The following is a 22,316-nucleotide window of genomic DNA, read 5'->3' on the forward strand; positions in this document are numbered from 1 at the left end:
TCGGAGCCAGCGGCGCCTCAAGGTCGAGCGCGCCTTTGAACCTCCGGTGTGACGAGGCGATGTACATGTCGTTACCCCTGTTCCTGCCGTCCGCTCAGCTCACGCCATCCGCCCAGGGCCCCGCTGAGCCGCTGCGGCTCCGGCCATCCGACATCACGCTCGGCGTCATCTTCGCCGAGCTGAACGCCGCCCGGTCGGCGAACCAGCTCGAGCGTGGCGCGCCGCGGATCGGCGCGGTCGGCGGCCCGCGCGCCGACCGCCTGCTGCAGAGCCTGGAGGCCTGCGCGGCCGCCCTGGGCGAGCGCAACCTGCCGATCCCACCGTCGATCCGCGACGAGCTACGCCTCCGCCGAGCCCTCTACACTCCCCGCGGCCGCAACTAGCCGGTACTAGACCAAGGCGGCTGCCTTGGCGTCGGCGGACGTCCGCGGACGGCGGTAGACGTAGTGGGTGACGATTGCCGCGATCACCCAGACCGCGGCCAGGGCGGCCATCGAGAACTCGTCGCCGTTCTCTTCGTCGAAGAGCGCGAACAGACAGAGGTTCACCGCCGCATGCCCAGCGGTGGCGATCGCCAGGTTGGCGCCACGGGCTGCTTGCAGGAGTGCCCCCATCACGACCGACAGGCCGACCGTCATGACGACGAACAGGCCCATGTAGACCGGGCCGTGCTCGAAGCCGCCGATGTGCCAGAAGCCCCACAGCAGGCCGACGATCAGCGACGAACGTAGTACCGAAAATCGGGTCTGCAGGTACGGCTGGAGGTAGGCGCGCCAGCCCAGCTCCTCGCCCGCGGCGCCTACGACCATCGTCAGGACCATGGCCCAGACCGGGAAGGGCAGGCCGCCGCTCCACCAGCTGTGTCCGGTGGCCGCGTGGATGGCGATCGAGCCGGCCATCGCCGCCAGCACGATGCCGACCATGACTGCAGACCGCCCGGCGACCTCCGCGGCCGGGGTGAAGCGCACCAGCACCCTGGTACTGCGCCTGAAGAGCAGGAACATCACCCCGACCGCCAGGGCCGGCGCGAACTGCACCAGCTGGATCAGGTCGGGATCTGGGCCGACTGCCGACTGCAGCGCGTCGAGGCCGCCCGAGAAGACCATGGTGGTCAGGTAGAACACCAGTATTCGCAGGAACATCCGTCTACTCCGTCGTGTAGGGCGAGAGCAGCAGATCGAGCTGGTCCCGCAGGAAGTCGGTGAGGGAACCCCAGCCGGTCACGGCCCACACCTGCAGGGCGCCGTTGAAACAGACCAGGGTGAGCCGGGCCAGCGCGGCGGTGTCGACGTCCGGCTTGAGTTCGCCGGCCTCCTGGGCCGCCGTCAGCAGCCGGGCTGAGCTGTCGACGATGGCGTCCGTGTAGGCCAGCGCATGGGTCCGGAACTCCGGGTCGGCGACATCCAACTGGACGAAGCCGAGCCCGTTGCCGAGCTCCTCGCGGTGCTTGATGTGCGCCACGCTCGACAGCGCGAAGTCGCGCAGGGTGGCCAGCGGAGAGGTGTTCCTCGCCTCTGCCTCCGCGACCGCCCGGAGCACCATCAACGGCGACCGGGCCGCCGAGGCGAGCAGCAGCCCGCGCTTCGACCCGAACCGCTGCATCAGGGTGGGCGGCGCGAGCCCGATCCGGGCTCCGACCGCTGCCAGCGTGAGCCCGGTCGGGCCCAGTTCGGCCAGCGCCTGGCGGGTCGCGTCCAGGATCGCGTCGTCGCTGATCAGCCGGGGTCTGGCCATGGGAGCTCCCTCCGAGGAGTTAGCGAATGGGCATTCACTAACTCCGGGAACAGTAACAGATCGCTGTCGGAGCAGTTATCGGATTACGGCCGGCCCTCCGTCCAGGGCCGAATTGTCGTTCCAACGGGGAGTGTTTTCATGCGTTTCGCCCGTATCGCCTCCGGCTTGGTGCTGGCTGTGGTGGGACTGGTGGTCACGGCGGTGGGAGGCGCCGCCGCGTTCTGGCTGGTCGGTCCTGACAACACCGTCGACACCGGCGAGCAGTCGCTGGTGAGCAAGGGGCTCGCGGTGATGACCGCGCCCGACCTGATCGACCGGCACGGCCCGACGCTGCACCTCACCGCAGCGGCGGCCGGGCCGGTCTTCGTCGGGATCGGGCAGGACATCGACGTGGCCAGCTACCTCGGCCGTTCGCAGTACACGCGGCTGATCCGGTTCGAGCTGCCCTCGTCGTTCGACAGCCAGGAGATGACCGGCAAGGTCGCACCGCTGGCCGCGCCGGCCGGGCTCGACTGGTGGACGGTCAAGGCGAGCGGCGAGGGCAAGCAGTCACTGGCCTGGCCGATCGTCGACGGCCGGTACGACGTGGTCGTGATGAATGCCGACGGATCGCCGGACGTCGACGCGAGGGTGACCCTCGGCGTCGAGATCGACGGCCTGTTCGGCAGCTGCCTGATGGTGTTCGGCGGCGGGTTGCTGTTGACGTTCATCGGTCTGCTGCTGATGTTCGTCCGGCGCCGTCGGCAACCGCTTCCGCCGGTCCCGGTCGTCAAACCGCTGAACCTCCAGCCCGTGATGCCCTACACCCCGCCGAAGGCGTCGTCCCAGCCCAGTTCGGTGCGCCGGGCGGTCGGGGTCGCGTCGGTGGTGTTGCTCACGGCAACCGGTTGCACGGCGATACCGCCGAAGAACGTCAGCCAGGAAGTGACCACCAAGCCTGCCGTCACCTTGGCCGACGGCCAGGCGGTCCTCGACCGGTACGCCGAGGTCCGGGCCCGGGTGAACCAGACCTATGACGCCAAGCTGGACGAGACCATCGAGGCCGGTGCGCGGCTGCGGCAGTCCCGCGCGGCCGCCTTCATCGGCCGCAAGCTCGATCCGGCCGGCAAGGACCCGGCGACGTCGGACAGCTTCGAGGACATCGAGATCGGCGCGCCCGAGTTCGCGGCGTACCCGATGCGCTTCGTCAGTACGGCGAAGCTGTCCACCGACCCGACGCGCGGACAACTCGGCGTGTGGGAGCGGGGAAACGCCGGTGCGCCGTGGCTGCTGACCCACGCCGTCTTCCCGCTCACCGCGGAGGACGTGCCACCGATGGACGGTCTGCGGATGCCGGACAAGGCGGACATGGCGAAGCTGCCGTTGCTGCCGCAAGCGGCTGGCGCCAACCTGGCGCAGTACCTGTCGGAGGGGCCGACCTCCAAGCAGGCAACGCGTTTCGCGACGTCGACGGACCTGACCCAGGTGCTCGCCAATCGCGCGAAGGACAAGCAGAGCCAGATCGCGAAGGACTACATCTCGACGGTCACCGACACGTTCCGCCCGGACGGCCAGCCGACCGTCTTCATCGCGTCGAACGGTGAGGCACTGGTGTTCCTCAACCTCACCGAGCAGTTCCTGCAGCAGGTCGAGCCCGGCAACTACGCCAACTGGACCAGCGGCGCGGTCTCGGCGTACAGCAAGAACGTCAAGTACTACCAAACTCTTCGTCAGGACTATCTCCATGAAGTTGCCTTGGTCATCCCACCCGCCGGCAAGACGCGCGTCCTTGCGATCCGCACCCAGGTCGTCGGCGGCGGGGGGAGCTGAGATGCGTTATCTGGCCAAGCAATTGGCTGTCGGCGCGCTGCGGCGGGGCCGGTCGATCCAGCAGTTCCTCGGGCCTGCGACCGGCTTCGAGCTGCCCGGCATCCGGTACGTCGAGATCCGGCCGGCCGGGAAGTACGAGCTGTATCTGTACTGCGCTGAGGACATCGGTCACGACCAGTTCTTCGATGTCGGCGAATTCCCGTCGCTGGAGCGGCGGGAGGAGGACGAGTTCGGGCGGTTGATCGCGCGGACCGACGAGCCCGAGGTCGCGCTGGACCTGGCGAAACGGCTGGTGGGCGCAGCCACGGACCGCTGGGCGAACGTCGGGCTGATGGAGGTGGAGTACGCCGACTACCTCGGCGCCGGCCGCCCGGCGGACGCTGCGCTGGACGGGTACCGGTGGCCGGTCGAGGCTGATCCGCCGAGCTTGGTCAGTGAAGGAATGTGGCGCTGATCGTCCGGCCGTAGGTCTGGTGGGTGTCGTAGGTCAGGCGGGTGCCGGTGGGGGTGTGGCGGAGTTCGACGCCGGCGCCGCCGGTTTTGGTCAGCCAGCGGCCGAGGACTGTGACGGTGATGGTGGGGCGTCTCGTCGTGGGGTCTGAGATGGCGATCGTGGTGGTACCGGCCTGGCGTTGGGTCAGGAAGGACGCGGGGCCGTCGATCGTGTAGTCGAGGACCTGGTGGCGGCCGGGGGCGAAGGTGTTGGCAGCCGTCAGGTTGAGGGCGGGGTGGTGGATCGCCTGCAGGCGTGGGGTGTTGGAGAGCAGGTGAACGCGGCCACGGTAGGAGCGCAGGGTGGCTTCGGTGGCATGGGGGATGAGGGCGTAGGCGAGGGAGGCGCGTCGCTGGGTCTGGTGGGTGAGGGTGAAGACCTGCTTGGTGATTTGGGTGTCTGGGTTCGCAGTGCGAACGATGCGACGGCTGCGGGTGACTTGCTCCAGGCCAACAGCTACGGGGGTCGGCTGGAGGAGGTAGTAGCCGAGTGCGGTGCCTGCGGTGGTGTTGGCGTAGCGGAGCCAGGTTAGGTCGGCGTGGCCGGGGCCGGACCAGAGGCGGCCGTTGCGTAGTACGCCGGTCACTTGTACTGCGTCAGTGGGCGCGGCGATGCGGGCGTCGAGGGAGGTGGTGACAGCGCGGCCGGCTGAGTCGCCGACTCCGGCAGCTAGTACGACGATCTCGTTGTCGAGCAGGAACCACGACTTGGTCGACTCTGCGTTGCGGTAGGTCACGAAGTCGGCCGGGAGTTGCATGCGGTCGGCATAGGCCTGGTCGCTCGACTGGACCCAGCCGGCGGCTCCATAGGCGCCCAGGGTGGCGCCACCGGAGTACTGGTTGGTGCCGACGGGGAAGTAGACGTACTTGTTCTGCAGCTCCGACGACGGGGTGAAGTCGGGTGGGTTGTCGTAGTACGCGGTCCCGTAGAGCTCGGGGATCGACTTGCGTTGCTCTACCGGCGCGGTGACGCCAGCTAGTTGGTACGGCGACACAGTGGTCAGGTAGTCGACGCCGTACGCCTGCGTCTGGTCCTGGCCGCTCAGGTACAGGTAGTAGGCGCCGTCGCCCTGGAACCACGGCATCAGGTTCTCGCCGCTCATGTACTCGTACTTGCTGATCCGGTCCGAGCTCCGGGCCAATGCGAACGCGTAGCCGGGCCGTCGATGCACGGTTCGGTCCATCGAGTTGAAGGCGACGGAACTTTCGGCCGGGTTGAGATCCTTTGGAGTGATGTTGCTATCAGCAACGATGTCGGCGAGGCGGGCGATGCTGACCGGGGAGACGAAGCTGTTCGGGTTGAGCGTCGGGCGGGCGGTGAACTTCACATAGCTGCGGAGCTCGGCGGCGTCGGCGGTTGTCGCATAGTCGGCCAGGTCGACGATGGCCTCGACGACGACCGCGACATCGTCGTACCCGGTCGCGGGTCGCGAGATCGCGCGACCCTTGACGATCTCCATCATCCAGCCCTCGAAGATCAGCGGCGCGAAGCCGTGTTCGACCCAGCCCTGGACGACCTTCACGAGTTCGTCGGTCGATGCGTAGGCGGTGCCGTCGAGAGTCTTCACGGTCTGGACGACGCGGCTGAGCAGGGCTTTGCCGTAGGAGCCGGTGTAGGCGACCGAGTCGTGCTGGATGAAGGAGCCGTCGGCGTAGTACCCGTCGGTGACGCCGTGCTGAAGGTGGTACGGATCGACTGTCGCGAACACGGTGAACTGGTCCTGCAGCGCCTTGCGGATCCGGGCGTCGTCGTCGAGCAGAGCGCCTTGCAGGATCCGGTTGGCGGTGATGTCGGCGAGGTTGGCGCCGGTGTGGAAGCGCGAGTCGAGGTCGACGTCGCCGTCCTTGCCATTGCGCAGGTAGGCGTCCATGGAGGCGACGTACGTCGTGATCAGGTCGGCGGGCGCGTCGAGGAGAGCGAGGGTCTTCCCGGCGTACCCCGAGATGCCGATCTCCCAGGTGAACCAGTTGCCGTAGTACCCCTTCGACTGGTCGCCGTAGTAGTTGGCATGCAGCCAGCGCAGCTTGTCGAGCACCCGCGCCTGTACTGCGGTGTTGCCCTGCAACTCGGACGCCGGGCCTGGTCGGCGGGTGGCGAGCGCGATCTCGTAGAGGTGCTGGAACGAGGCGCTCAGGTTCGGGTCGCTCGTGCCGAGGGGGAGGCCGGCGAAGAGTTCGCCGGGTTGGGCGCGGTCCAGGTTGGCCAGCCAGGTGCGGGCGGTCTGGTCGATGGCGTTGAGCTTGGCCCTGACCTCGGGGCGCGCGTTCGATTCCGGCGTACCGGTGAAGATGGCGATGGTGTTGGTGAGCAGCTTCGGTGCTTCTGAGTCCGTGCTCGCCGCGCCGGCGGGCAGCGGGCGGACCGCGGTCAGCAGGGCGGCGGCGGGGACGAAAGACAGCAGGCGGCGACGGGTGATGTCCACTGGTACTCCCGGGCGAAGGGGAAAAACCTCACGCCGCGAGTCAATCAGCAGAAAGTTAGTTACGGCAACCGCTTACCCATGTATGCTTTAGGTGAATCTTAAACTTTATGGGAGGCGGGTTCAGGGTGTCGTCAGTGCTGATCGTCGGGGGAAGCGGTGGCCTCGGCCGAGAGATCGCCCGGTACTACGCGGAGCGCGGCGACTCCGTCGTGGTCACCAGCCGCTCCACCGAGCGGGCCGAGCAGGCCGCTGCCGAGATCGGCGGCGACACCCGCGGGCTGGCCGTCGACCTGGCCGAGCCCGAGACGATCGAGAAGGCGCTGGCCGAGGTCGGCGAGGTCGACCATGTGGTGATCACCGCGATCGAGCAGTACGGCAACACGGTCAAGGCGTTCAGCATCGCCGACGCGGTGCGCGCCTCGACGGTGAAGCTGGTCGGGTACACGGAGGTCGCGCGGGTGCTGCACGATCGCTTGCGTCCGGGCGCGTCCATCGTGCTGTTCGGTGGGCTCGGCAAGGTCCGTCCGTACCCGGGTTCCACGATGATCACCGCGACCAACAGCGCGGTCTCCGGCGTGATGCGCACCCTCGCCGTCGAGCTCGCTCCCGTCCGCGTCAACGCCCTCCACCCCGGCGTCGTCGGCGACAGCCCCGCGTGGGCCGACCGCGACCAGTCATACGTCGCGGACCGCACCCCCACCGGCCGCGCCACCACCACCGCCGAGGTCGTAGACGCCGTCGACTTCCTCCTCCGCAACGGCGCCGCCAACGCCATAGACCTCCACCTCGACGGCGGCATCCGCGTCGCCTGACCTATCTTGGGGGCCCGGACTTCAAGGAGGCTGCTGGTGCGACGCGGCTACGCGGCAGCCGTCGAGGGTCCGATCACCATCGACCTCGGCCTCTTCGCCCAGGACGGCTGGGTGAAGGTACAGGTCCAGGCGGACTGCACCACAGCGATGATCGGCCTCTCCACCCCCGACGACGACGGCCCATCAGCCGCCGCCGTCCAAGCAGCCACCGTCGAATCCGCCCCCGACGGCCGCCTGATCGCAACCATCCACGGCACCGGCACCGGCTTTGGCGCTGGCGGCGGCTCCGGGGGCGCACCAGTCGAGATCACCGTGATCGCCCCACCCGGCAGCACACTGGTGGCCCGCACCGACACCGCCCACATCGGCGCGCTCGGCCTCGCCGAGGTAGACCTGACGACCGCCTCAGGCAACATCTCCGTGCCGTCAGCCGGCCGCGTCTACGCCGAATCAGCCTCCGGCAACGTCACGATCCAGCAAGCCACGGACGCCGCCATCACCACCCACTCCGGAACGATCGCGATCATCGCCGCCGACCGCGTCACCGCCCGCACCACCACCGGCGACCTCCGCCTCGGCACCATCACCGGCGACCTGACCACGAAGTCGGTCAGCGGCAACCTCACTCTCCGCGAGTTCCAGGGCCAGAAGCTCCAAGCCGACACCACCACCGGCAATATCACCGTCCACGCCACCACCAACGCAGTGATCCACACCGCCACCATCTCCGGCGACATCACCATCACCGCCACCAAAACCCTCAACCTGAAAACCACCACCGCCACCGGCCGGGTAACAGTGCCGTAGACGCGGTACTGCGCACGCCCCGCGTGGGAGCGTGCGCAGTGGCGGTGGTTAGTGCGTCTTCCACCAAGGGGTGGTGGGGGTGGTGCGGAGGGTGTTGGTGGCGCAGTGGAGTTCGCCTTCGGAGATGTGGACCGAGGTCAGGTCGTTGGCGTAGGTGACCTGGTAGCCGATGGAGGCGAAGGACTTGGTGATGGCGGTGGCGAAGAGGTCTTTACCGTTGAGGACGGGGCCGTAGGTTTTGGGGGCTACGTAGCGGCCGGCGTTGAGGACCAGGCCGTTGACTGTGCCGGGGATTTCGGCCACGGCGTCGCGCATGGCGTGTAGTCGGGCGGTCAGTTTGTCTTTCTCGGGGCCGTCAGGGGTGGAGCGGATCTGGGTTTCGAGCATGCCGTAGTCGAGGCCGCGGGCGGTGTAGAGGGCGGGGATCCGGACGATGTCGGTGTCGGTCAGGCCGTGCTGACGGAGGACCGACAGGTTGGCGGCGATCTTTGTGGCGGCGCGGGTGTTGGTTTCCACGAATTGGTCGTCGGTGAGGAATTCGTTGGTGGTGCGCTGGTCGATGCGTTCGTCGTAGGGCCATTCGAGCTTGGGGAGGCCGCCGTGCATGATGTCGTCGCCGTGGCCGGCCTTGACCACGTCGTGCAGGAGCTGAAGGCCGGCGGTTGGGTCGGCGACGACGGCTTTCCAGCCGCCTGGTACCGGTACGAACTGGATGAACTCGTCGACGTGGCCGATCGACAGCCAGGACGTGTCCACGTCGATCGGGTTCTGGACGCCCTGCGACTTCAGCAGAGTCAGCATCTCGGTGGCAGGACCGGATTTGTGGCCGTCGCCGCCGATGACGATCTGGCCGTTCGGGTGGCCGGGGGTCGGGGGCATCGTCTCGAGGTTGCCCATCGAGTCGTAGCTCTCGTTCTCGAAGGGATCCAGGACCGGCACGTGCTCGGTATGCACCGCCGCGACGTCATGCCCGGCCAGCTCGGTGAAGATCACCCGCGAGCCGACCCGGCGGCTGTCGTTGACCGAGCCGAGCAGCACCTTCATGCTCTGCTGCTGACCACCGGGACCAGGCATCGACATGGAGGCCGGCTCGAAGATGTCCTGCGTCCACGAGTCACCGCTCTGGTCGAGGATCTTCAGCGACGCGCCCGACGCCCGGGCTTGCGACCGTACGACGTCCTGCCACCCCTTCGTCTCGGCGTCGTCGCTCAACGACGAGAACACCTGCTCCAGTCGCTGTGTGTTGAGCTGGGTCAGTACCGGCGCCTCCTTCAGCGTCACCCGGTTGGTCGCCGTCTTCCCACCGCCCGTCACGGTCAGCGTCACGTCGACCCGTCCGTCCCAAACGGCCGAGTCGCGGATGATGTCCTTGCCCTCGAGACCCAGCTCGACCCCATGCCGAACCTCGTCAGCGGTCAGCCGGGTGGAAGGCCCGACCAGCTGCCAGCCCTGCGCGCGCTGGACGAACAAATGCAACCGATCGGCCTGACTCACCGTGAGCCGGCCGCTCGCGTCCTTGGGTGCCAAGGCCCAGGGCGCGACATGGATCCGGGCCAGGTCCTTGGCGTCCTGGGCTCCGTTCACCACGGTGTCGGCCGCGTCGTTGCAGGCAGCCATCTCGCGGTCGGCCAGGTTCTGCTCCTTCTGATGAGCCTTGACCAGTACTTCGTACTCCTTCTGCGCCTGGTCCTGATCAGGCCGCTGCGCCAGCTCCTCCTTCTTCTTGTAGAACGCCTGGTCGTTGGCCGCCTCCCGGTCCACCGCCGCGGCCGCGATGACGCGCGCCGGCGCCTGGCACCGGCCGGCATCGTCATCGAGGTTGGCCAGGAACAGGGCCGGCTGACCGGTCAACAGTCGCGCGTACGGCGTACCGGCGGCTGCGGCCGGTGCAACGGCGGAGCCGAGCATTCCGGCGGTCACCGCGCCCACCAGCAGCAGATTGCGAGCAAGGGGACTTCTCATCCGAACAGATCCTTCACAGCCGGGAACAGGTTGTCCCCAGACTCCCCAGCCGATGTCGGCAAGCTGTCAGGAAAGTGTCCTTCTCCGGTCCCCGAACGGTCGCCGCGGCAAGTGAGACGCAACACGCGGGGCGTGATGAGGCCGACACCGACATGACTGACCGGTAACCAACCAATAACATCGCTGGTATGCAGATCCTCGCCATCGTCGTCTCGCTCGCGATCGCCGCTGTCGGCGTCGCGCTGTTCGGCAAGACGATCGGGCACATCATCAGCGTGATCAAGCTCGGTCAGCCGGTGTCGCGAACGGACAACCCGGGTCAGCGCACGGCGACGCTGGCCAAGGAGTCGCTGCTGCACACCCGGATGCTCCAATGGAGCCACATCGGCGTGCTGCACTGGTTCGTCGCGTTCGGCTTCATCGGGCTGTTCCTCAGCCTGGTGACCGCCTTCGGGCAGCTGTTCAGCGCGCACTGGGTGCTGCCGGTGATCGGCCACTGGTTCGTCTTCGAGTGGGTCAGCGAGTTCCTCAGCTGGACCGGTCTGGTCTCGATCATCGGCCTGATGGCGATCCGGCTGCGCAACCTGCCGCGCGGCGAGAAGGGCCGGTACAGCCGGTTCTTCGGCTCGACCGCCTGGCAGGCGTACTACGTCGAGTACACGATCCTCGGCGTACTGGTCTGCATCCTGGCGCTGCGCGGGCTGGAGTACCAGCTGACCGGCGCCTCCAAGTTCCACTTCCCGAGCACGTTCTTCATCGGCTCCGGGATCTTCGGCGGGCTGTCCGAGCACGGGCTGGAGAACGCGATCTACCTGACCGCGATGGTCAAGATCCTGATCTCGTTCGCCTGGATGATCACCATCTCGCTGAACGCCACGATGGGCGTCGCCTGGCACCGCTTCACCGCCTGGCCGAACATCTGGTTCAAGCGCAAGGCCGACGGTGGTACGGCGCTCGGCGCGCTGCAGCCGATCATGGTCAAGGGCGAGCCGATCGACTTCGAGAACATCGAGGAGCTCGACGAGGACGCCGCCCTGGGTGTCGGCAAGATCGAGGACTTCACCTGGAAGGGCCTGCTCGACTTCACCACCTGCACCGAGTGCGGCCGCTGCCAGTCGCAGTGCCCGGCGTGGAACACCGAGAAGCCGCTGTCGCCCAAGCTCATCATGATGAACCTGCGCGAGCACGCGTACGCCAAAGCGCCGTACCTGCTGGCGGCCGACGACGACGCGCGGAAGTCGCTGCCGGAGTTGGTGCTGGCCGAGCAGGAGCGCCCGCTGGTCGGTCCCGCCGATGTCGCCGTGATCGACGAGGAAGCCCTCTGGGCCTGTACTTCGTGTGGCGCATGCGTCCAGCAGTGCCCGGTCGACATCGAGCACGTCGACGCGATCATGGACATGCGCCGGTACCAGGTGCTGATCGAGTCGTCGTTCCCGTCCGAGCTCAACGGGCTGTTCAAGGGCCTGGAGAACAAGGGCAACCCGTGGAACATGAACCCGTCCGGCCGGATGGACTGGGCCAAGGGCCTGCCGTTCGAGGTCAAGACGGTCGGTACCGACGTCGAGACGCTGGCCGAGGTCGAGTACCTGTTCTGGGTCGGTTGCGCCGGCGCCTTCGAGGACCGCGCGAAGAAGACGACGCAGGCCGTCGCCGAGTTGCTGAACATCGCCGGCGTCTCGTTCGCCGTACTGGGCGATGGCGAGACCTGTACCGGTGACCCGGCGCGGCGGGCCGGCAACGAGTTCGTCTTCCAGCAGCTGGCGATGCAGAACGCCGAGGTGTTCAAGGAGACCGGCGCGAAGAAGGTCGTCTCCACCTGCGCGCACTGCTTCAACACGCTGAAGAACGAGTACTCCCAGCTCGGCGTCGAGCTCGACGTCATCCACCACACGCAGCTGCTCAACCGGCTCGTCCGCGAGGGCAAGCTGACCCCGGTCGCACCGGCCGACAGCTCGCTGAACGGGCAGAAGATCACCTACCACGACCCGTGCTACCTGGGCCGGCACAACCAGGTGTACGACGCCCCGCGCGAGCTGCTCGAGATCATCCCGGGCGCGGAGTTCGCCGAGATGCCGCGGAACCAGACGAAGTCGTTCTGCTGCGGCGCGGGTGGCGCGCGGATGTGGATGGAGGAGAAGACCGGCAGCCGGATCAACCTGAACCGGACCACCGAGGCGGTCGAGACCGGCGCGGACAAGATCGCCACCGGCTGCCCGTTCTGCCGGGTGATGCTGTCCGACGGGCTGACCGCCAAGCAGGCCGACGGCTCGGCCCGCGAATCGGTCGAGGTCCAGGACGTCGCCCAGCTCCTGCTCGCGTCCGTCAAGCGCGGCGACTGAGGTTCACCGCAGCCGACCTTCAGTTCACTGCAACTTCCTGCAATTTCCCTTCCCAGTCAGTGGGTCTGCCCCTTAGGCTCCGTTGGTTGTTCCAATGGGGAGGGAAATTCGTGAAGTTCCGTAACCGGGCGGTGGCCGCGGCCATCGCCCTGCCGATGATTCTCGGCATCGCCGCGTGTGGCGACAAGGACACTGCCGGTGGCGGCGCGACTCAGCCGACGCCGACGCAGTCCACCAGCGCACCGGAGACCAGCACCACGCCGGAGCCCAGCACCCCGGCGCCGCCGCCGGTCGAGGAGCCGGCCCGGCTGACCAATGCCAGCTTCATCCCGACGCTCAAGTCGGCCACCGGCAAGGCCAAGTCCTTCAAGTCGACGATGGTGATGACGGTCGGCGGCCAGAAGATCACCGCCACCTCGTCGCAGAGCACCAACCCGCTGGCGATGAAGATGGACATGGTCAACCCGATGGCCGGCGGCGCCATGCAGATGATCCTGGTCAAGTCGAACCTGTACATCTCGATCCCGAAGCAGACCGGCGCGGGCAAGTTCATCCAGCTGAACCTGAAGAACAGCAGCGACCCGACGGTCAAGTCGTTCGGCTCGATGCTCGAGAGCGCCGACCCGACGAAGTCGTACCAGGGCTGGGAGAAGGCGCTGAGCAGCGTCAAGTTCGTCAAGTCCGAGACGGTCGGTGGCCAGAAGCTCGACCGGTACGACGTGACCGTCGACACCGCCAAGTCGCTGAAGGCGGCCGGCCAGCCGGTCCCGAAGGGCGTGCCGAAGTCGCTGGTCTACTCGGTCTGGATGGGCAGCGACAAGCTGATCTACCAGATGAAGTTCGCGATGGCCGGCGTCGACATGCAGATGACGATGTCCGACTACAACAAGCCGGTCGCCATCGCCGCGCCGCCGGCGAGCAAGATCGTCGGCAAGCGCTAGTCATGACGACTCGCACCAGGGTGGCGGCACTGGCCGCCACCCTGCCTCTGCTGTTCGGGGCGGCCGCCTGTGGCGCCGCCCCGACGGCCGAGCAGCCGGCCCAGACGAAACCGGCCGCGCCGGTGAAGGCTGCTCCGCCGCTACGCCTGACCAGCGCGACCTTCGCGCCGGCACTCAACCGCGCGACCGCCAAGGTGACCTCCTTCGAGGGCGTCGGGCACATCACGGCGCAGGGCCAGACGCTGGCCTTCACCGCCGCCGTGACGGCCAAGCCGCTGGCGATGTCGATGGAGATGAGCGGCGCCGCGCTGGGCGGCAGCAGCGTGAGGATGCTGATGGTCGAGCGCGTCGTCTACATGTCGGCGCCGGGCGTGACGCCGGCCGGCAAGTACGTGGTGCTCGATCTGACGAAGGACAAGAATCCGCAGGTCCGGGCCGTCGGCCGGATGCTGGCCAACGCCGATCCGCTGAAGCAGTTCAAGAGCTGGAAACCGGGCGGCCAGAAGGTCGAGTTCGTCGGCACCGACAAGCTCGACGATCTGGCGGTGGAGCACTACCGGGTGAGCACGGTCCTGGGCGGGAAGCCGATCGTCTTCGACCTGTGGATGGGCGCCGACAATCTGTTGCACAAGATGGCGTACACCTTCTCGGGCATGGACTACGTGATGACGATGACCGGTTACAACACGGTCGCTCCGATCGCGGCGCCGGCCGCGAGCGAGATCGTCAAGCAGCGCTGATGAACATCCGGTCGAGGGTGGCGGCACTGGCCGCCACCCTGCCGTTGGTACTCGGCCTGGTCGCCTGCACGGACGACGCGGCGATCAAGCCCGAGGCCAGTACGACGAAGCCGGCCGCCAACCAGAAGGCCGCCAAACCACCCGCCCGCCTGACCACCGCGACCTTCGCGCCGGTGACGCTTGCCGCCAACGCCAAGGTGAAGTCCTGGGCCGGGGTGATGCGGATGAGCCTCAACGGCCAGGTGATGACCGCGACGATCGCGCAGACCTACAAGCCGCTGGCGATGCGGATGGACATGAGTGGTCCGCAGTTCGGCGGCGTCGCCCACGCGGTCCTGATCAACGGTGTGCTCTACCTGCAGTTGCCGATTCCGCAGGCCCGCGGCAGGTACCTGAAATTTGACTCGCAGGACACCAGGAACCCGACGGCGGCCGCCTTCGCGCAGCTGTTCGCCGCGGCCGATCCCACCAACGGGAACGAGGTGCTGCGGAAGGCGCTCGTCAAGGTGAAGTTCGTGGCCAGCGAGACGGTCGGCTTCCGCAAGGTGGACCGGTACGACCTCACGATGAACAACGCCGCGATGCTCCGGGTGCTCGGTATGAAGGGTCCGGCCGGGATGCCGAAGACCTCGGTCCAGTCGCTTTGGATCGGTGCCGACCGCCTCACCTACAAGTCGCTGTCGGCTGGTACCCAGATCACCATCACCGGGTACGACACCGTTGGCGCCATCAGGGCCCCCTCGCCGAAGATGGTCATCAAGACCGGGCGTTAGCGCAGGTACGATGCGCCGTTGAAGTCGAGGACGGCGCCGCTGGACCAGGTGGCTTCGGGGGAGGCCAGCCAGTGGACGGCGTTGGCGATCTCGGTCGCGGTGGCGACCCGGTTGAACGGGCTCTGGGCGCGGATCGCGTCGCCGCCGGGGCCGTCCAGGTTCTGCGCCGTCATGTCAGTGGCGATGAAACCGGGGGCGATTGACGTCACGGTGATGTCATGTGGCGCCAGCGCGATCGCCATCGACTGCCCGAACGAGTGCAACCCCGCCTTGCTCGCCCCGTACGCCGGTACGTCCGGCTCACCCCGATACGCGCCACGCGACCCGACGTTGACCACGGCACCCCGTTTGACGCCATCGGCCGGCTCCACCTCGAGCATCTGCCGGGCCACGCACCAGGTGAGGTGAGCCGCCGCCTCCAGGTTGACGGCCAGCGTCCGTCGCCAGGCCGCCACCCAGTCGTCGTACGACGTCTCGAGCAGCGGGTGACCGAGCCGCCGCGACCCCGCGACCGGCTCCTCGACGAACAGCGCGGCGTTGTTGACCAGTACGTCGATCCGTCCGAGCGCCTTCGCCGATTCCTCAACCAGTGAAGGGATCGAGGCCGCATCGCCGAGGTCTCCGGACAGTACCGCGTGCCCCTCTCCGGGCAGCTCGGCCAGTACTGCGTTCGCCTTGTCGACAGCACCCCGGCAATGCAGCACGACCCGGTCCCCGGCCGCCGCGAAGACCCGCGCGACCTCCGCTCCGACCCCGCGCGACGCGCCTGTGACGAGCACTCCTCTGGACACTGCGATCCCCTCTCCTCGGCTGCCCTCATTCTGCCCTGCCAGCAGGCCCTGACATCGCCATGGCGGCATTGGTGACATCAGAAGGGTTGACAGTGACGTCACTATGACGTCAGTATTGCGTCATGGAACTTGACCACTACCTCGAGTCGGTCCGCCGTAGCGTAGAGAACGCCACCGCGCTGGCCGACGACCAAACTCGCTCCGTGGCACAGCGCCTCGGGGCCACGCTGGATGACGCGGGCCGCTTGGCCCTCATCTCAGCCCTGTCGGACGCCGCCGGTGAGATCAGCCGTGAGCTGTCGCCCGGTTCCGTCGAGCTCCGGATGGCCGGTGGCCGCCCCGAGTTCGTCGTGACGCCGGCCCCGAGCCAGCTGACCGGCAACGATGACGACGACCTGGACGACGAGGTGGCCGAGCCGGCCGCCGCGGATCTCGCCCTGGACGCCGACGAGCCGACCGCGCGGATCACGCTGCGGCTGCCGATGTCGGTGAAGAACAAGGTGGACGAGGCCGCGACCGCCGAGGGCATCTCGTCGAACGCGTGGCTGATGCGGACCGTGATGACTGCGCTGACCTCCGGCCGGTCCGGCTACGGCCGCCCGCCCCGGCCGCCGCGCGCGCCCCGGCCGGGCATCTTCGCCCCCGACGGACCGCTCGGACCGGAGGGCCCGCTCGGACCCGACGGCATCTTCGGCCAGGGCGGTGTCTTCGGGCCGGAGGGAGTCTTCGGACCGGACGGCCTGTTCGGCGAGGGACGCCGCGGTGGTGACCGCGGTGACCGTCGCAACGACCGAGGCGAGCGTCGCGGTGAGCGCGGCGACCATGGACAGCGCCGGGGTGGACGTGGCCCGGGCCAACGGATGCAGGGGTGGGCACAGTGAGCTACACAAGCCAGTTGATCGGCGAGGCCGGCGAGATCGAGCGGGTCCGGATCGAGATCGGTTCGGGCCTGGTGGAGATCCGCCCGGCCGACGGCGACAAGACCGTCGTCGACCTGGAGGTCGACAGCGGTGACGAGGGCGACGTGGTGTTCGAGGTGGTCAACGGCGAACTGATCGTCGAGACCCCGAAGAACCTGCGGCGCGGCCCGGAGATCCGGGTCCGGATCGCCACTCCGGACGTCCTGGACGCCCGGATCCAGACCGGCTCCGGTGACATCAGCTCCCGCGCGGCGCTGGGCGAGGCCCGGCTGTCGACCGGATCGGGTGACATCCGCGCCGACCGGATCGAGGGCGACCTCGCGGCCAACACCGGCAGCGGTGACGTCCGGGTCGGGTACGCGGGCCAGAGCGTCCGGGCCAAGACCGGCTCCGGCGTCATCGACATCGGCGAGGCGGTCGGCACGACCGGCCTGTCCACCGGGTCCGGCGATGTCCGGGTCGGCGACGCGGCCGGGCCGACGACGGTCAAGGTCGGCTCGGGTGACATCACCATCGAGCGGATCCGGGACCACTCGGTCGCGACCTCCGGCTCCGGCGACGTCCGGGTCGAGTCCGCCGAGGGACCCAGTGTCCGGGCGGAGACGGCTCGCGGCGACGTGCAGATCGGCGTACCGGACGGTGTGCCGACCTACCTCGACCTCAAGACGGTCACCGGCCAGATCCGGTGCGACCTCGAGCCCGGTGAGAAGCCGGCCGAGGGTGAGCGCTCGCTGATGCTGCGGGCCCGCACCGTCTCCGGCGACATCACCGTCGTCCGGGTCTGAAGTACCAGAACAGCACCAGTCAGCACGGGGACCAGTGAGGGGAGACAGCCATGATCAGCGAACACCAAGAGGTAGCCCGCTATCGGGTGGCCGAACAGATCCGGGTCGCCGAACTACGGGCCCAGAGCAAGCAACACCGTGAGGCGCTGCGGGCCGACGGTGAGCCCGCCGGACCGCGGCACGAGCTGGCCGGCGTCCTGCGCCGGCTGGCCGACCGGCTCGAGCCGCAGCCGCGCCACCGCCGGACCGGCCTGTCCGTCGTCCGGTGATTTCGATGACTTCTCAAGCACTTTGCAGCTTGCTGCAACGCCTTGGTTTATTGACCTCCCGAGGCCGCTGACGCTGCTAGCGTGCTGGCCGTAACCAGGCCCAGACTCGGGGAGAAACGATGTTGCGTCCGCTGGTCGCGATCACCGCCGCTGCTGTATTACTGACCGGCTGCAGCGGTGGCGACGACAAGAAATCCGACCCGGCATCGGGGGACAAGGGCAACAATCCGGCCGCCACCCCGACCACTCCCGAACTCGCGACCTTCGACCCACCCAAGGCCTTCCAGGCCGTCGCCGCGTCCGCGCTGGCGGAGGAGAAGGGCCACAGCACCGCCGAGCCCGAGGTCGCCATGGTCGGCATGACCGCGGTGGCGAACAGCTACAGCGGTGCCGTCGGCCAGAGCGTGACCGGGACGCAGAAGCCGTGGCAGACCCTGGCCACCGAAACCACCGACGGCAGCGTGGTGATCAACGACGCGAGTCGCCCGATCGCCGTCCAGCTCGACGGGAAGCCGGCCGTCGCGGTCGCTTACTACCAGCGGGTCAAGGGCACCGGCACGCAGAAGCCCGGGGTCTCGGTGCTGTTCCGCTGGCTCGACCCGGCCGACGGCAAGCCGTTGTCCGAGGCAACGGTCGACGCCACCGCGCTGCTCGGCGACGACGAGGTGAACAGCGGCCTCCCCGGCGGCCTGACCGATTTCTTCGCCGACCCGGCCACCGGCCGGCTGGCGGTCGGCGTCGCGCCGGCCAGCCTGATCGGCGCCAAGTCCGGCATCATCACCGTGACCGGCGATCCGGTCACCAAGAAGGGCGCCGGCGTGCCGTTCATGCGGCCGGCCGGGATCAGCAAGGGTGTAGTGGTCGGGGCCCAGGGCGAGGACAACACCCGGCGGACGCTGGCCCTCGTCGACGCCGCCACCGGCCGGGTCACGAAGTCCGGTCTGCTGCCCGGACTGTGGGGTCTCGGCTCGACCGGCAGCGTCGGTGGGAAGTACGCCTACCTGTACGGCCAGAAGTACGACCCGAAGCTCGGTGACGGTGAGTACGTCGGCAGCGTGTACGCGGTCGACCCGGCCACCGGAACGGTCGTCCAGACCAAGTCCGCGGTGAAGAAGACCAGTTTCCTGCTCGACTACACCTGCGTCGCGGACCGCCAGAAGTCGGTCGTCTGCACGGCCGACCCCGGGTACGACGAGGCGGAGATCATCGGCTTCGACGACACCACCGGTAAGAAGGCCTGGGGCTACACCGCCGCGAACGCGGCCCGGGCGGTGCCGGAAGTGACTGCGGCGTTCCACGGAGTCGTCTACGCCACCTCCGAGCACAAGACGGTCCTGATGGACGCGCTGACCGGCAAGGACATCCCGGCGCCGACACCGACCGCCACCCCGACCGACTCGGCCACCCCTGGCACCAGCAGTACGCCCGGTGAGAACCCGACACCGACCGACGGCTCGACCCCGACGGACGGCTCGACGTCGACCGATGGCCCGACGCCGACGTACGGCAGTACCGACGGTACGACGCCGTCCGGCGGGGAGACCCCCGGCGCCCCGGTGCCGGCCCAGCCGGACCTCGAGCTCCAGTCGCCGGCGGGCGTTTCGGAGTACGGCGGTGTCTATCTGCACAAGCTGGACCTGTCCGACGAGTCCAGCGGCATCCTGCAGGTCCTGAAGGCGGTCGGCTGATGCGCGCCCTGCGTCCGTTGACCACGGCAATCGTCGCAGCCGCCCTGCTGGCCGGCTGCAGTGGCGGTGACGGCGACAAGGCCACCGACCAGCCGTCGAGCGACGGGACATCGACCTCGCCGACACCGTCCGGGCCCAACCTGGCGACCTTCGACCCGCCCAAGGCGTTCGCGCCGGTCTCGGCGCTGGCCGAGGGCGACGAAGCCGGGATGCCGAACCAGTACTACGTCGAGGCCGGCATGGTCGGTGAGACCTCGCTGTATGCGCTCCGCACCGGGCTGACTGCCCGCACGCTCAGCGCGAACAGCTGGGAGGTGCCGGCCGCCGCCGACCCGACCACCAAGACCACCGACCTGACCCCGCCGATGGCCTTGCAGCTGAACGGTAAAGAGGTCGTCGCGATCGCGTACAAGCAGGTCGTCCAGGGCAGCGGGACGCAGAAGGCGCACGATCAGGTGGCGTTCCAGTGGATCGATCCGGCCGAAGGGGACGTGCTGGCCACGGTCGTCGCCGATCTGAGCACCCTGCTCGGGCCGGGCCGGGGCAGCTCCGGGCTGGCCAGTCCGGTGTACGACCCGGCGACCGGCCAGATCGCGGTCGGCCTCGAGGCGCAGTACGTCGAGAACGCACCGAAGCTCGGCGACTTCACCGTGTTCGCCGACCCGGCCACCTTGAAGGCGACGACGATCCCGGGGATCCGCGCGGCCGGCGTCCAGAACGGCGTCGTCGTCGGCGTCAAGGGCAGCCAGCAGGAGGGCGCGAAGGACAACACGATCATCCAGGCCGACGGCGTCACCGGAGCGGTCAAGAAGTCCGTCCCGGTGCCGGCGATGAACTACCTCCACCCGGCTGGTTCGGGCAGCAAATACGCGTACCTCGCGGGGACCGGCTATGTGAACGGTGCCAAGGACAGCGTCGACCACGTCAACTCGATCTACGCCGTCGAGATCGCGACCGGCGCGGTGGTCGAGAACAAGCTGCCGCTCTCGGCGGACTCCGCCGACGACGTGCACTGCTTCTCCGACCATGTGGCCTCGGTGGTCTGCAACCGCTCGCTGGACGACCAGAAGACCTCCATCGCCGGATTCGACGACGCCACCGGGAAGCCGCTCTGGGGCTACGACTCGTCGTCGAACCGGGTGGTGCCGAAGATCACCACGATGTTCAACGGGCTGGTCTACGGGACGGCCGACGACAAGGCGGTCCTGCTGGACGCCAAGACCGGCCAGGACGTGGAGGCTCCGGCTGCCACTCCGGCCGCCACTCCGACCGACGGTACGCCGACGCCCGCCGACACCTCGACGTTCGACAGCGGGAACGTCGGTGGCTGGGGTGACACCTCGCTGCTGTACGGCAGTCAGCAGTCGCCGCTGATGGTCTCGAAGTACGGCAGCGTCTATCTCCAGCAGCCCACCAACAAGGTCTCGCCGCGGGTCGAGAAGATCCTGGTCGTCCAGAAGGCGATCGGCTGACGGTCAGCCGGACCGCGGCGGCTCAGATGCCGCCGCGGAGGAAATTCTTGTACGACCGCGACGGCGTCGGCCCGCGCTGACCCTGGTAACGGGAGCCGTACTTCTCGGAGCCGTACGGGTGCTCGGCGGGCGACGAGAGCCGGAAGAAGCAGAGCTGGCCGATCTTCATCCCCGGCCAGAGCTTGATCGGCAGCGTCGCCACGTTGGACAGCTCCAGCGTCACGTGGCCGGAGAAGCCGGGGTCGATGAACCCGGCGGTGGCGTGGGTGAGTAGCCCGAGCCGGCCCAACGACGACTTGCCCTCGACCCGTGCCGCCACGTCGTCGGGCAATGTCACCTGCTCGAAGGTGGACCCGAGGACGAACTCGCCCGGGTGCAGGATGAAGGGTTCGTCGCCCTCCGGCTCGACCTGGCGGGTCAGGTCGGGCTGTTCCTCGGCCGGATCGATGTGCGGGTAGCGGTGGTTCTCGAACACCCGGAAGAATCGGTCCAGCCGTACGTCGACGCTCGACGGCTGCACCATCGCAGCATCGAACGGGTCCAGCTGGACCCGCTTCGCGTCGAGCTCGGCCAAGATGTCACGGTCGGAGAGCAGCACGAACGCAACTTACCGCAGCGTGCTGCAACTCCGCCTGTCTGCAGGGCCTCGATCCTGATCGGATCGGCGCCCGGTGCCACCCGGACCTGGCCGCGTACCTGTTCCGGAGCCCTCAGCTCCCCGGACCGTCGACGCGGCTACGGGCCTTCGGCAACGGCTCAGTTGGCGAGCTTGTTGAACTTCGAGACCTGGCCGGCGAACGTCTTCACCTGGGCCGGCGACCAGTCCTTGAGCAGGTCCTCGATCACCTTGTGGCGCTTCTTGCGGGCCGCGGCGAGCTTGCGCTTGCCGTTCGCCGTCAGCGTCAGCAGGGTCGCCCGGGCGTCGGACTTGTCGGCGGCCCGCTTCAGCAGGCCCTCCTCCTCGAGCCGGGCGCAGGCCCGGCTGACCGGCCCCTTGTCCACCTCGAGCGCCGCGACCAGGTCGGCCATCCGAACCGGCGCCAGTTCCTCGACGTGGTTCAGCAAGGCGTACTGGGCCGGCTCCAGATCCGGATGCGCCTCGTCCGACAGCGTCCGCTGCAGACTGCGCAGCCGGCGTGCCAGCGTGACGAGTTCCTTCTCCAGGTTCTCGAGTGCGTCGTTAGTGTCAGTTGCCACCGTTCACCCCTTCTTTTCAGTTGCCCCGCAACCATCTTGTCCGGCCCCAGTCAGGACCGCATCCTCACGTTGCGTCGAATGTTGCCCCCGGCAACGCGTTCTAATCTGCCAGAAGATGACCGGCCTGCCCAGTCCTGAGCGTGCCCTTTGTTCAAAACTGCCCGTTAACCCCCCGTGCAAACCGCCCGCGGGGTCGGGTATGATCCTCTGAGTCCGCCGGGAAACCGGCAGCCGCGCGGGTGTAGTTCAATGGCAGAACATCAGCTTCCCAAGCTGACAGTGCGAGTTCGATTCTCGTCACCCGCTCCAGCAGACCCCAGGCCGATGGCCTGGGGTTTTTGCCTTCTCCGGGGGTTTCGGGT

At 68.1% G+C, this 22,316-nt stretch carries 21 protein-coding genes and 1 tRNA gene; 15 read left to right on the top strand and 7 right to left on the bottom strand.

The features are described from left to right. Window positions 1–65: 65 nt before the first annotated feature. A complete protein-coding gene (locus tag ABD768_RS23210) occupies window positions 66–383 on the top strand; it encodes a hypothetical protein (RefSeq protein ID WP_343981705.1) in 318 nt (105 codons plus the stop codon). Window positions 384–389: 6 nt separating this feature from the next. On the opposite strand, the gene ABD768_RS23215 is transcribed toward ABD768_RS23210, so the two are convergent. Together ABD768_RS23215 and ABD768_RS23220 are read right to left on the bottom strand one after the other, a co-directional pair. Continuing rightward, window positions 390–1,142 carry a CPBP family intramembrane glutamic endopeptidase gene (locus ABD768_RS23215; protein ID WP_344843895.1) on the bottom strand — a complete coding sequence of 251 codons (753 nt, stop codon included), beginning with the start codon at window positions 1,140–1,142 and terminating at the stop codon, window positions 390–392. A 4-nt stretch (window positions 1,143–1,146) separates the two neighbouring features. Then, window positions 1,147–1,734, bottom strand: a complete 588-nt coding sequence (locus tag ABD768_RS23220) for a TetR/AcrR family transcriptional regulator (protein WP_344843898.1) — start codon at window positions 1,732–1,734, stop codon at window positions 1,147–1,149. A 138-nt stretch (window positions 1,735–1,872) separates the two neighbouring features. Between ABD768_RS23220 and ABD768_RS23225 the strand changes: the two genes are divergently transcribed. Together ABD768_RS23225 and ABD768_RS23230 are read left to right on the top strand one after the other, a co-directional pair. Continuing rightward, window positions 1,873–3,543, top strand: coding sequence for a DUF8094 domain-containing protein (locus tag ABD768_RS23225; protein ID WP_344843901.1), 1,671 nt, complete (start codon window positions 1,873–1,875; stop codon window positions 3,541–3,543). Window position 3,544: 1 nt separating this feature from the next. Then, window positions 3,545–3,997, top strand: coding sequence for a hypothetical protein (locus tag ABD768_RS23230; protein ID WP_343981693.1), 453 nt, complete (start codon window positions 3,545–3,547; stop codon window positions 3,995–3,997). Here ABD768_RS23230 and ABD768_RS23235 read toward each other — a convergent pair. Continuing rightward, on the bottom strand, window positions 3,975–6,458 hold the full coding sequence (locus ABD768_RS23235; protein WP_344843904.1) for a polysaccharide lyase family 8 super-sandwich domain-containing protein: 2,484 nt from the start codon (window positions 6,456–6,458) through the stop codon (window positions 3,975–3,977). The two genes, ABD768_RS23230 and ABD768_RS23235, sit on opposite strands and share 23 nt — an antisense overlap. A 125-nt stretch (window positions 6,459–6,583) precedes the next feature. Between ABD768_RS23235 and ABD768_RS23240 the strand changes: the two genes are divergently transcribed. Then, on the top strand, window positions 6,584–7,270 hold the full coding sequence (locus ABD768_RS23240) for an SDR family oxidoreductase (protein WP_344843908.1): 687 nt from the start codon (window positions 6,584–6,586) through the stop codon (window positions 7,268–7,270). 36 nt (window positions 7,271–7,306) lie between these two features. Then, window positions 7,307–8,077, top strand: a complete 771-nt coding sequence (locus ABD768_RS23245; protein WP_344843911.1) for a DUF4097 family beta strand repeat-containing protein — start codon at window positions 7,307–7,309, stop codon at window positions 8,075–8,077. Between the two features lie 48 nt (window positions 8,078–8,125). Here ABD768_RS23245 and ABD768_RS23250 read toward each other — a convergent pair whose 3' ends face one another. After that, the gene (locus ABD768_RS23250; protein ID WP_344843914.1) at window positions 8,126–10,039 is read right to left on the bottom strand and encodes a protein-arginine deiminase family protein; all 1,914 of its coding nucleotides are present in this window, start codon (window positions 10,037–10,039) and stop codon (window positions 8,126–8,128) included. A 188-nt stretch (window positions 10,040–10,227) separates the two neighbouring features. On the opposite strand from ABD768_RS23250, the gene ABD768_RS23255 reads away from it, so the two are divergent. The 4 genes from ABD768_RS23255 (at window position 10,228) to ABD768_RS23270 (ending at window position 14,832) form a co-directional block, all read left to right on the top strand. Continuing rightward, window positions 10,228–12,378 carry a (Fe-S)-binding protein gene (locus tag ABD768_RS23255; protein WP_344843917.1) on the top strand — a complete coding sequence of 717 codons (2,151 nt, stop codon included), beginning with the start codon at window positions 10,228–10,230 and terminating at the stop codon, window positions 12,376–12,378. A gap of 110 nt (window positions 12,379–12,488) precedes the next feature. Further along, the gene (locus ABD768_RS23260; RefSeq protein ID WP_344843920.1) at window positions 12,489–13,319 is read left to right on the top strand and encodes an SCO4651 family lipoprotein; all 831 of its coding nucleotides are present in this window, start codon (window positions 12,489–12,491) and stop codon (window positions 13,317–13,319) included. Window positions 13,320–13,321: 2 nt separating this feature from the next. Beyond that, entirely contained in the window at window positions 13,322–14,059 is a 738-nt protein-coding gene (locus ABD768_RS23265; protein ID WP_344843923.1) for a hypothetical protein, read from the top strand. Then, window positions 14,059–14,832, top strand: coding sequence for a hypothetical protein (locus ABD768_RS23270; RefSeq protein WP_344843926.1), 774 nt, complete (start codon window positions 14,059–14,061; stop codon window positions 14,830–14,832). The genes ABD768_RS23265 and ABD768_RS23270 overlap by 1 nt, the downstream gene beginning before the upstream one ends. Here ABD768_RS23270 and ABD768_RS23275 read toward each other — a convergent pair. Beyond that, window positions 14,829–15,623, bottom strand: a complete 795-nt coding sequence (locus ABD768_RS23275; RefSeq protein WP_343981666.1) for an SDR family NAD(P)-dependent oxidoreductase — start codon at window positions 15,621–15,623, stop codon at window positions 14,829–14,831. The two genes, ABD768_RS23270 and ABD768_RS23275, sit on opposite strands and share 4 nt — an antisense overlap. Before the next feature lie 122 nt (window positions 15,624–15,745). On the opposite strand from ABD768_RS23275, the gene ABD768_RS23280 reads away from it, so the two are divergent. The 5 genes from ABD768_RS23280 to ABD768_RS23300 all read left to right on the top strand — a co-directional run bounded on the left by ABD768_RS23280 (window position 15,746) and on the right by ABD768_RS23300 (window position 20,757). Continuing rightward, window positions 15,746–16,504: a hypothetical protein gene (locus ABD768_RS23280; RefSeq protein ID WP_344843929.1), complete on the top strand. Its 759-nt coding sequence runs from the start codon at window positions 15,746–15,748 to the stop codon at window positions 16,502–16,504. Next, entirely contained in the window at window positions 16,501–17,328 is an 828-nt protein-coding gene (locus tag ABD768_RS23285) for a DUF4097 family beta strand repeat-containing protein (protein WP_343981660.1), read from the top strand. The genes ABD768_RS23280 and ABD768_RS23285 overlap by 4 nt, the downstream gene beginning before the upstream one ends. Before the next feature lie 50 nt (window positions 17,329–17,378). Beyond that, on the top strand, window positions 17,379–17,597 hold the full coding sequence (locus tag ABD768_RS23290) for a hypothetical protein (RefSeq protein ID WP_343981657.1): 219 nt from the start codon (window positions 17,379–17,381) through the stop codon (window positions 17,595–17,597). Between the two features lie 119 nt (window positions 17,598–17,716). Further along, window positions 17,717–19,285, top strand: a complete 1,569-nt coding sequence (locus ABD768_RS23295; protein WP_344843933.1) for a PQQ-binding-like beta-propeller repeat protein — start codon at window positions 17,717–17,719, stop codon at window positions 19,283–19,285. Next, a complete protein-coding gene (locus ABD768_RS23300; protein ID WP_344843935.1) occupies window positions 19,285–20,757 on the top strand; it encodes a hypothetical protein in 1,473 nt (490 codons plus the stop codon). The genes ABD768_RS23295 and ABD768_RS23300 overlap by 1 nt, the downstream gene beginning before the upstream one ends. A 22-nt stretch (window positions 20,758–20,779) precedes the next feature. On the opposite strand, the gene dcd is transcribed toward ABD768_RS23300, so the two are convergent. Further along, window positions 20,780–21,355 (bottom strand): dCTP deaminase, encoded by a 576-nt coding sequence (gene dcd / locus ABD768_RS23305; protein WP_344843938.1) that lies wholly within the window; start codon window positions 21,353–21,355, stop codon window positions 20,780–20,782. Window positions 21,356–21,513: 158 nt separating this feature from the next. Next, window positions 21,514–21,954 carry a MarR family winged helix-turn-helix transcriptional regulator gene (locus ABD768_RS23310; RefSeq protein ID WP_164601271.1) on the bottom strand — a complete coding sequence of 147 codons (441 nt, stop codon included), beginning with the start codon at window positions 21,952–21,954 and terminating at the stop codon, window positions 21,514–21,516. 235 nt (window positions 21,955–22,189) lie between these two features. Here ABD768_RS23310 and ABD768_RS23315 point away from each other — a divergent pair. Then, window positions 22,190–22,263: transfer RNA gene (locus ABD768_RS23315), tRNA-Gly, on the top strand. Window positions 22,264–22,316 lie beyond the last annotated feature (53 nt).

The sequence above is a fragment of the Kribbella ginsengisoli genome (genome assembly GCF_039537185.1).
In the GTDB taxonomy this organism is placed as follows: Bacteria; Actinomycetota; Actinomycetes; order Propionibacteriales; family Kribbellaceae; genus Kribbella; species Kribbella koreensis.

What these genes read in the sequence shown, in the direction of transcription:
- ABD768_RS23210 (WP_343981705.1), top strand. Translation starts at nt 66, where the DNA reads ATGTCGTTACCCCTGTTCCTGCCGTCCGCTCAGCTCACGCCATCCGCC.
- ABD768_RS23215 (WP_344843895.1), bottom strand. Translation starts at nt 1,142, where the DNA reads ATGTTCCTGCGAATACTGGTGTTCTACCTGACCACCATGGTCTTCTCG.
- ABD768_RS23220 (WP_344843898.1), bottom strand. Translation starts at nt 1,734, where the DNA reads ATGGCCAGACCCCGGCTGATCAGCGACGACGCGATCCTGGACGCGACC.
- ABD768_RS23225 (WP_344843901.1), top strand. Translation starts at nt 1,873, where the DNA reads ATGCGTTTCGCCCGTATCGCCTCCGGCTTGGTGCTGGCTGTGGTGGGA.
- ABD768_RS23230 (WP_343981693.1), top strand. Translation starts at nt 3,545, where the DNA reads ATGCGTTATCTGGCCAAGCAATTGGCTGTCGGCGCGCTGCGGCGGGGC.
- ABD768_RS23250 (WP_344843914.1), bottom strand. Translation starts at nt 10,039, where the DNA reads ATGAGAAGTCCCCTTGCTCGCAATCTGCTGCTGGTGGGCGCGGTGACC.
- ABD768_RS23255 (WP_344843917.1), top strand. Translation starts at nt 10,228, where the DNA reads ATGCAGATCCTCGCCATCGTCGTCTCGCTCGCGATCGCCGCTGTCGGC.
- ABD768_RS23265 (WP_344843923.1), top strand. Translation starts at nt 13,322, where the DNA reads ATGACGACTCGCACCAGGGTGGCGGCACTGGCCGCCACCCTGCCTCTG.
- ABD768_RS23270 (WP_344843926.1), top strand. Translation starts at nt 14,059, where the DNA reads ATGAACATCCGGTCGAGGGTGGCGGCACTGGCCGCCACCCTGCCGTTG.
- ABD768_RS23280 (WP_344843929.1), top strand. Translation starts at nt 15,746, where the DNA reads ATGGAACTTGACCACTACCTCGAGTCGGTCCGCCGTAGCGTAGAGAAC.
- ABD768_RS23290 (WP_343981657.1), top strand. Translation starts at nt 17,379, where the DNA reads ATGATCAGCGAACACCAAGAGGTAGCCCGCTATCGGGTGGCCGAACAG.
- ABD768_RS23295 (WP_344843933.1), top strand. Translation starts at nt 17,717, where the DNA reads ATGTTGCGTCCGCTGGTCGCGATCACCGCCGCTGCTGTATTACTGACC.
- ABD768_RS23300 (WP_344843935.1), top strand. Translation starts at nt 19,285, where the DNA reads ATGCGCGCCCTGCGTCCGTTGACCACGGCAATCGTCGCAGCCGCCCTG.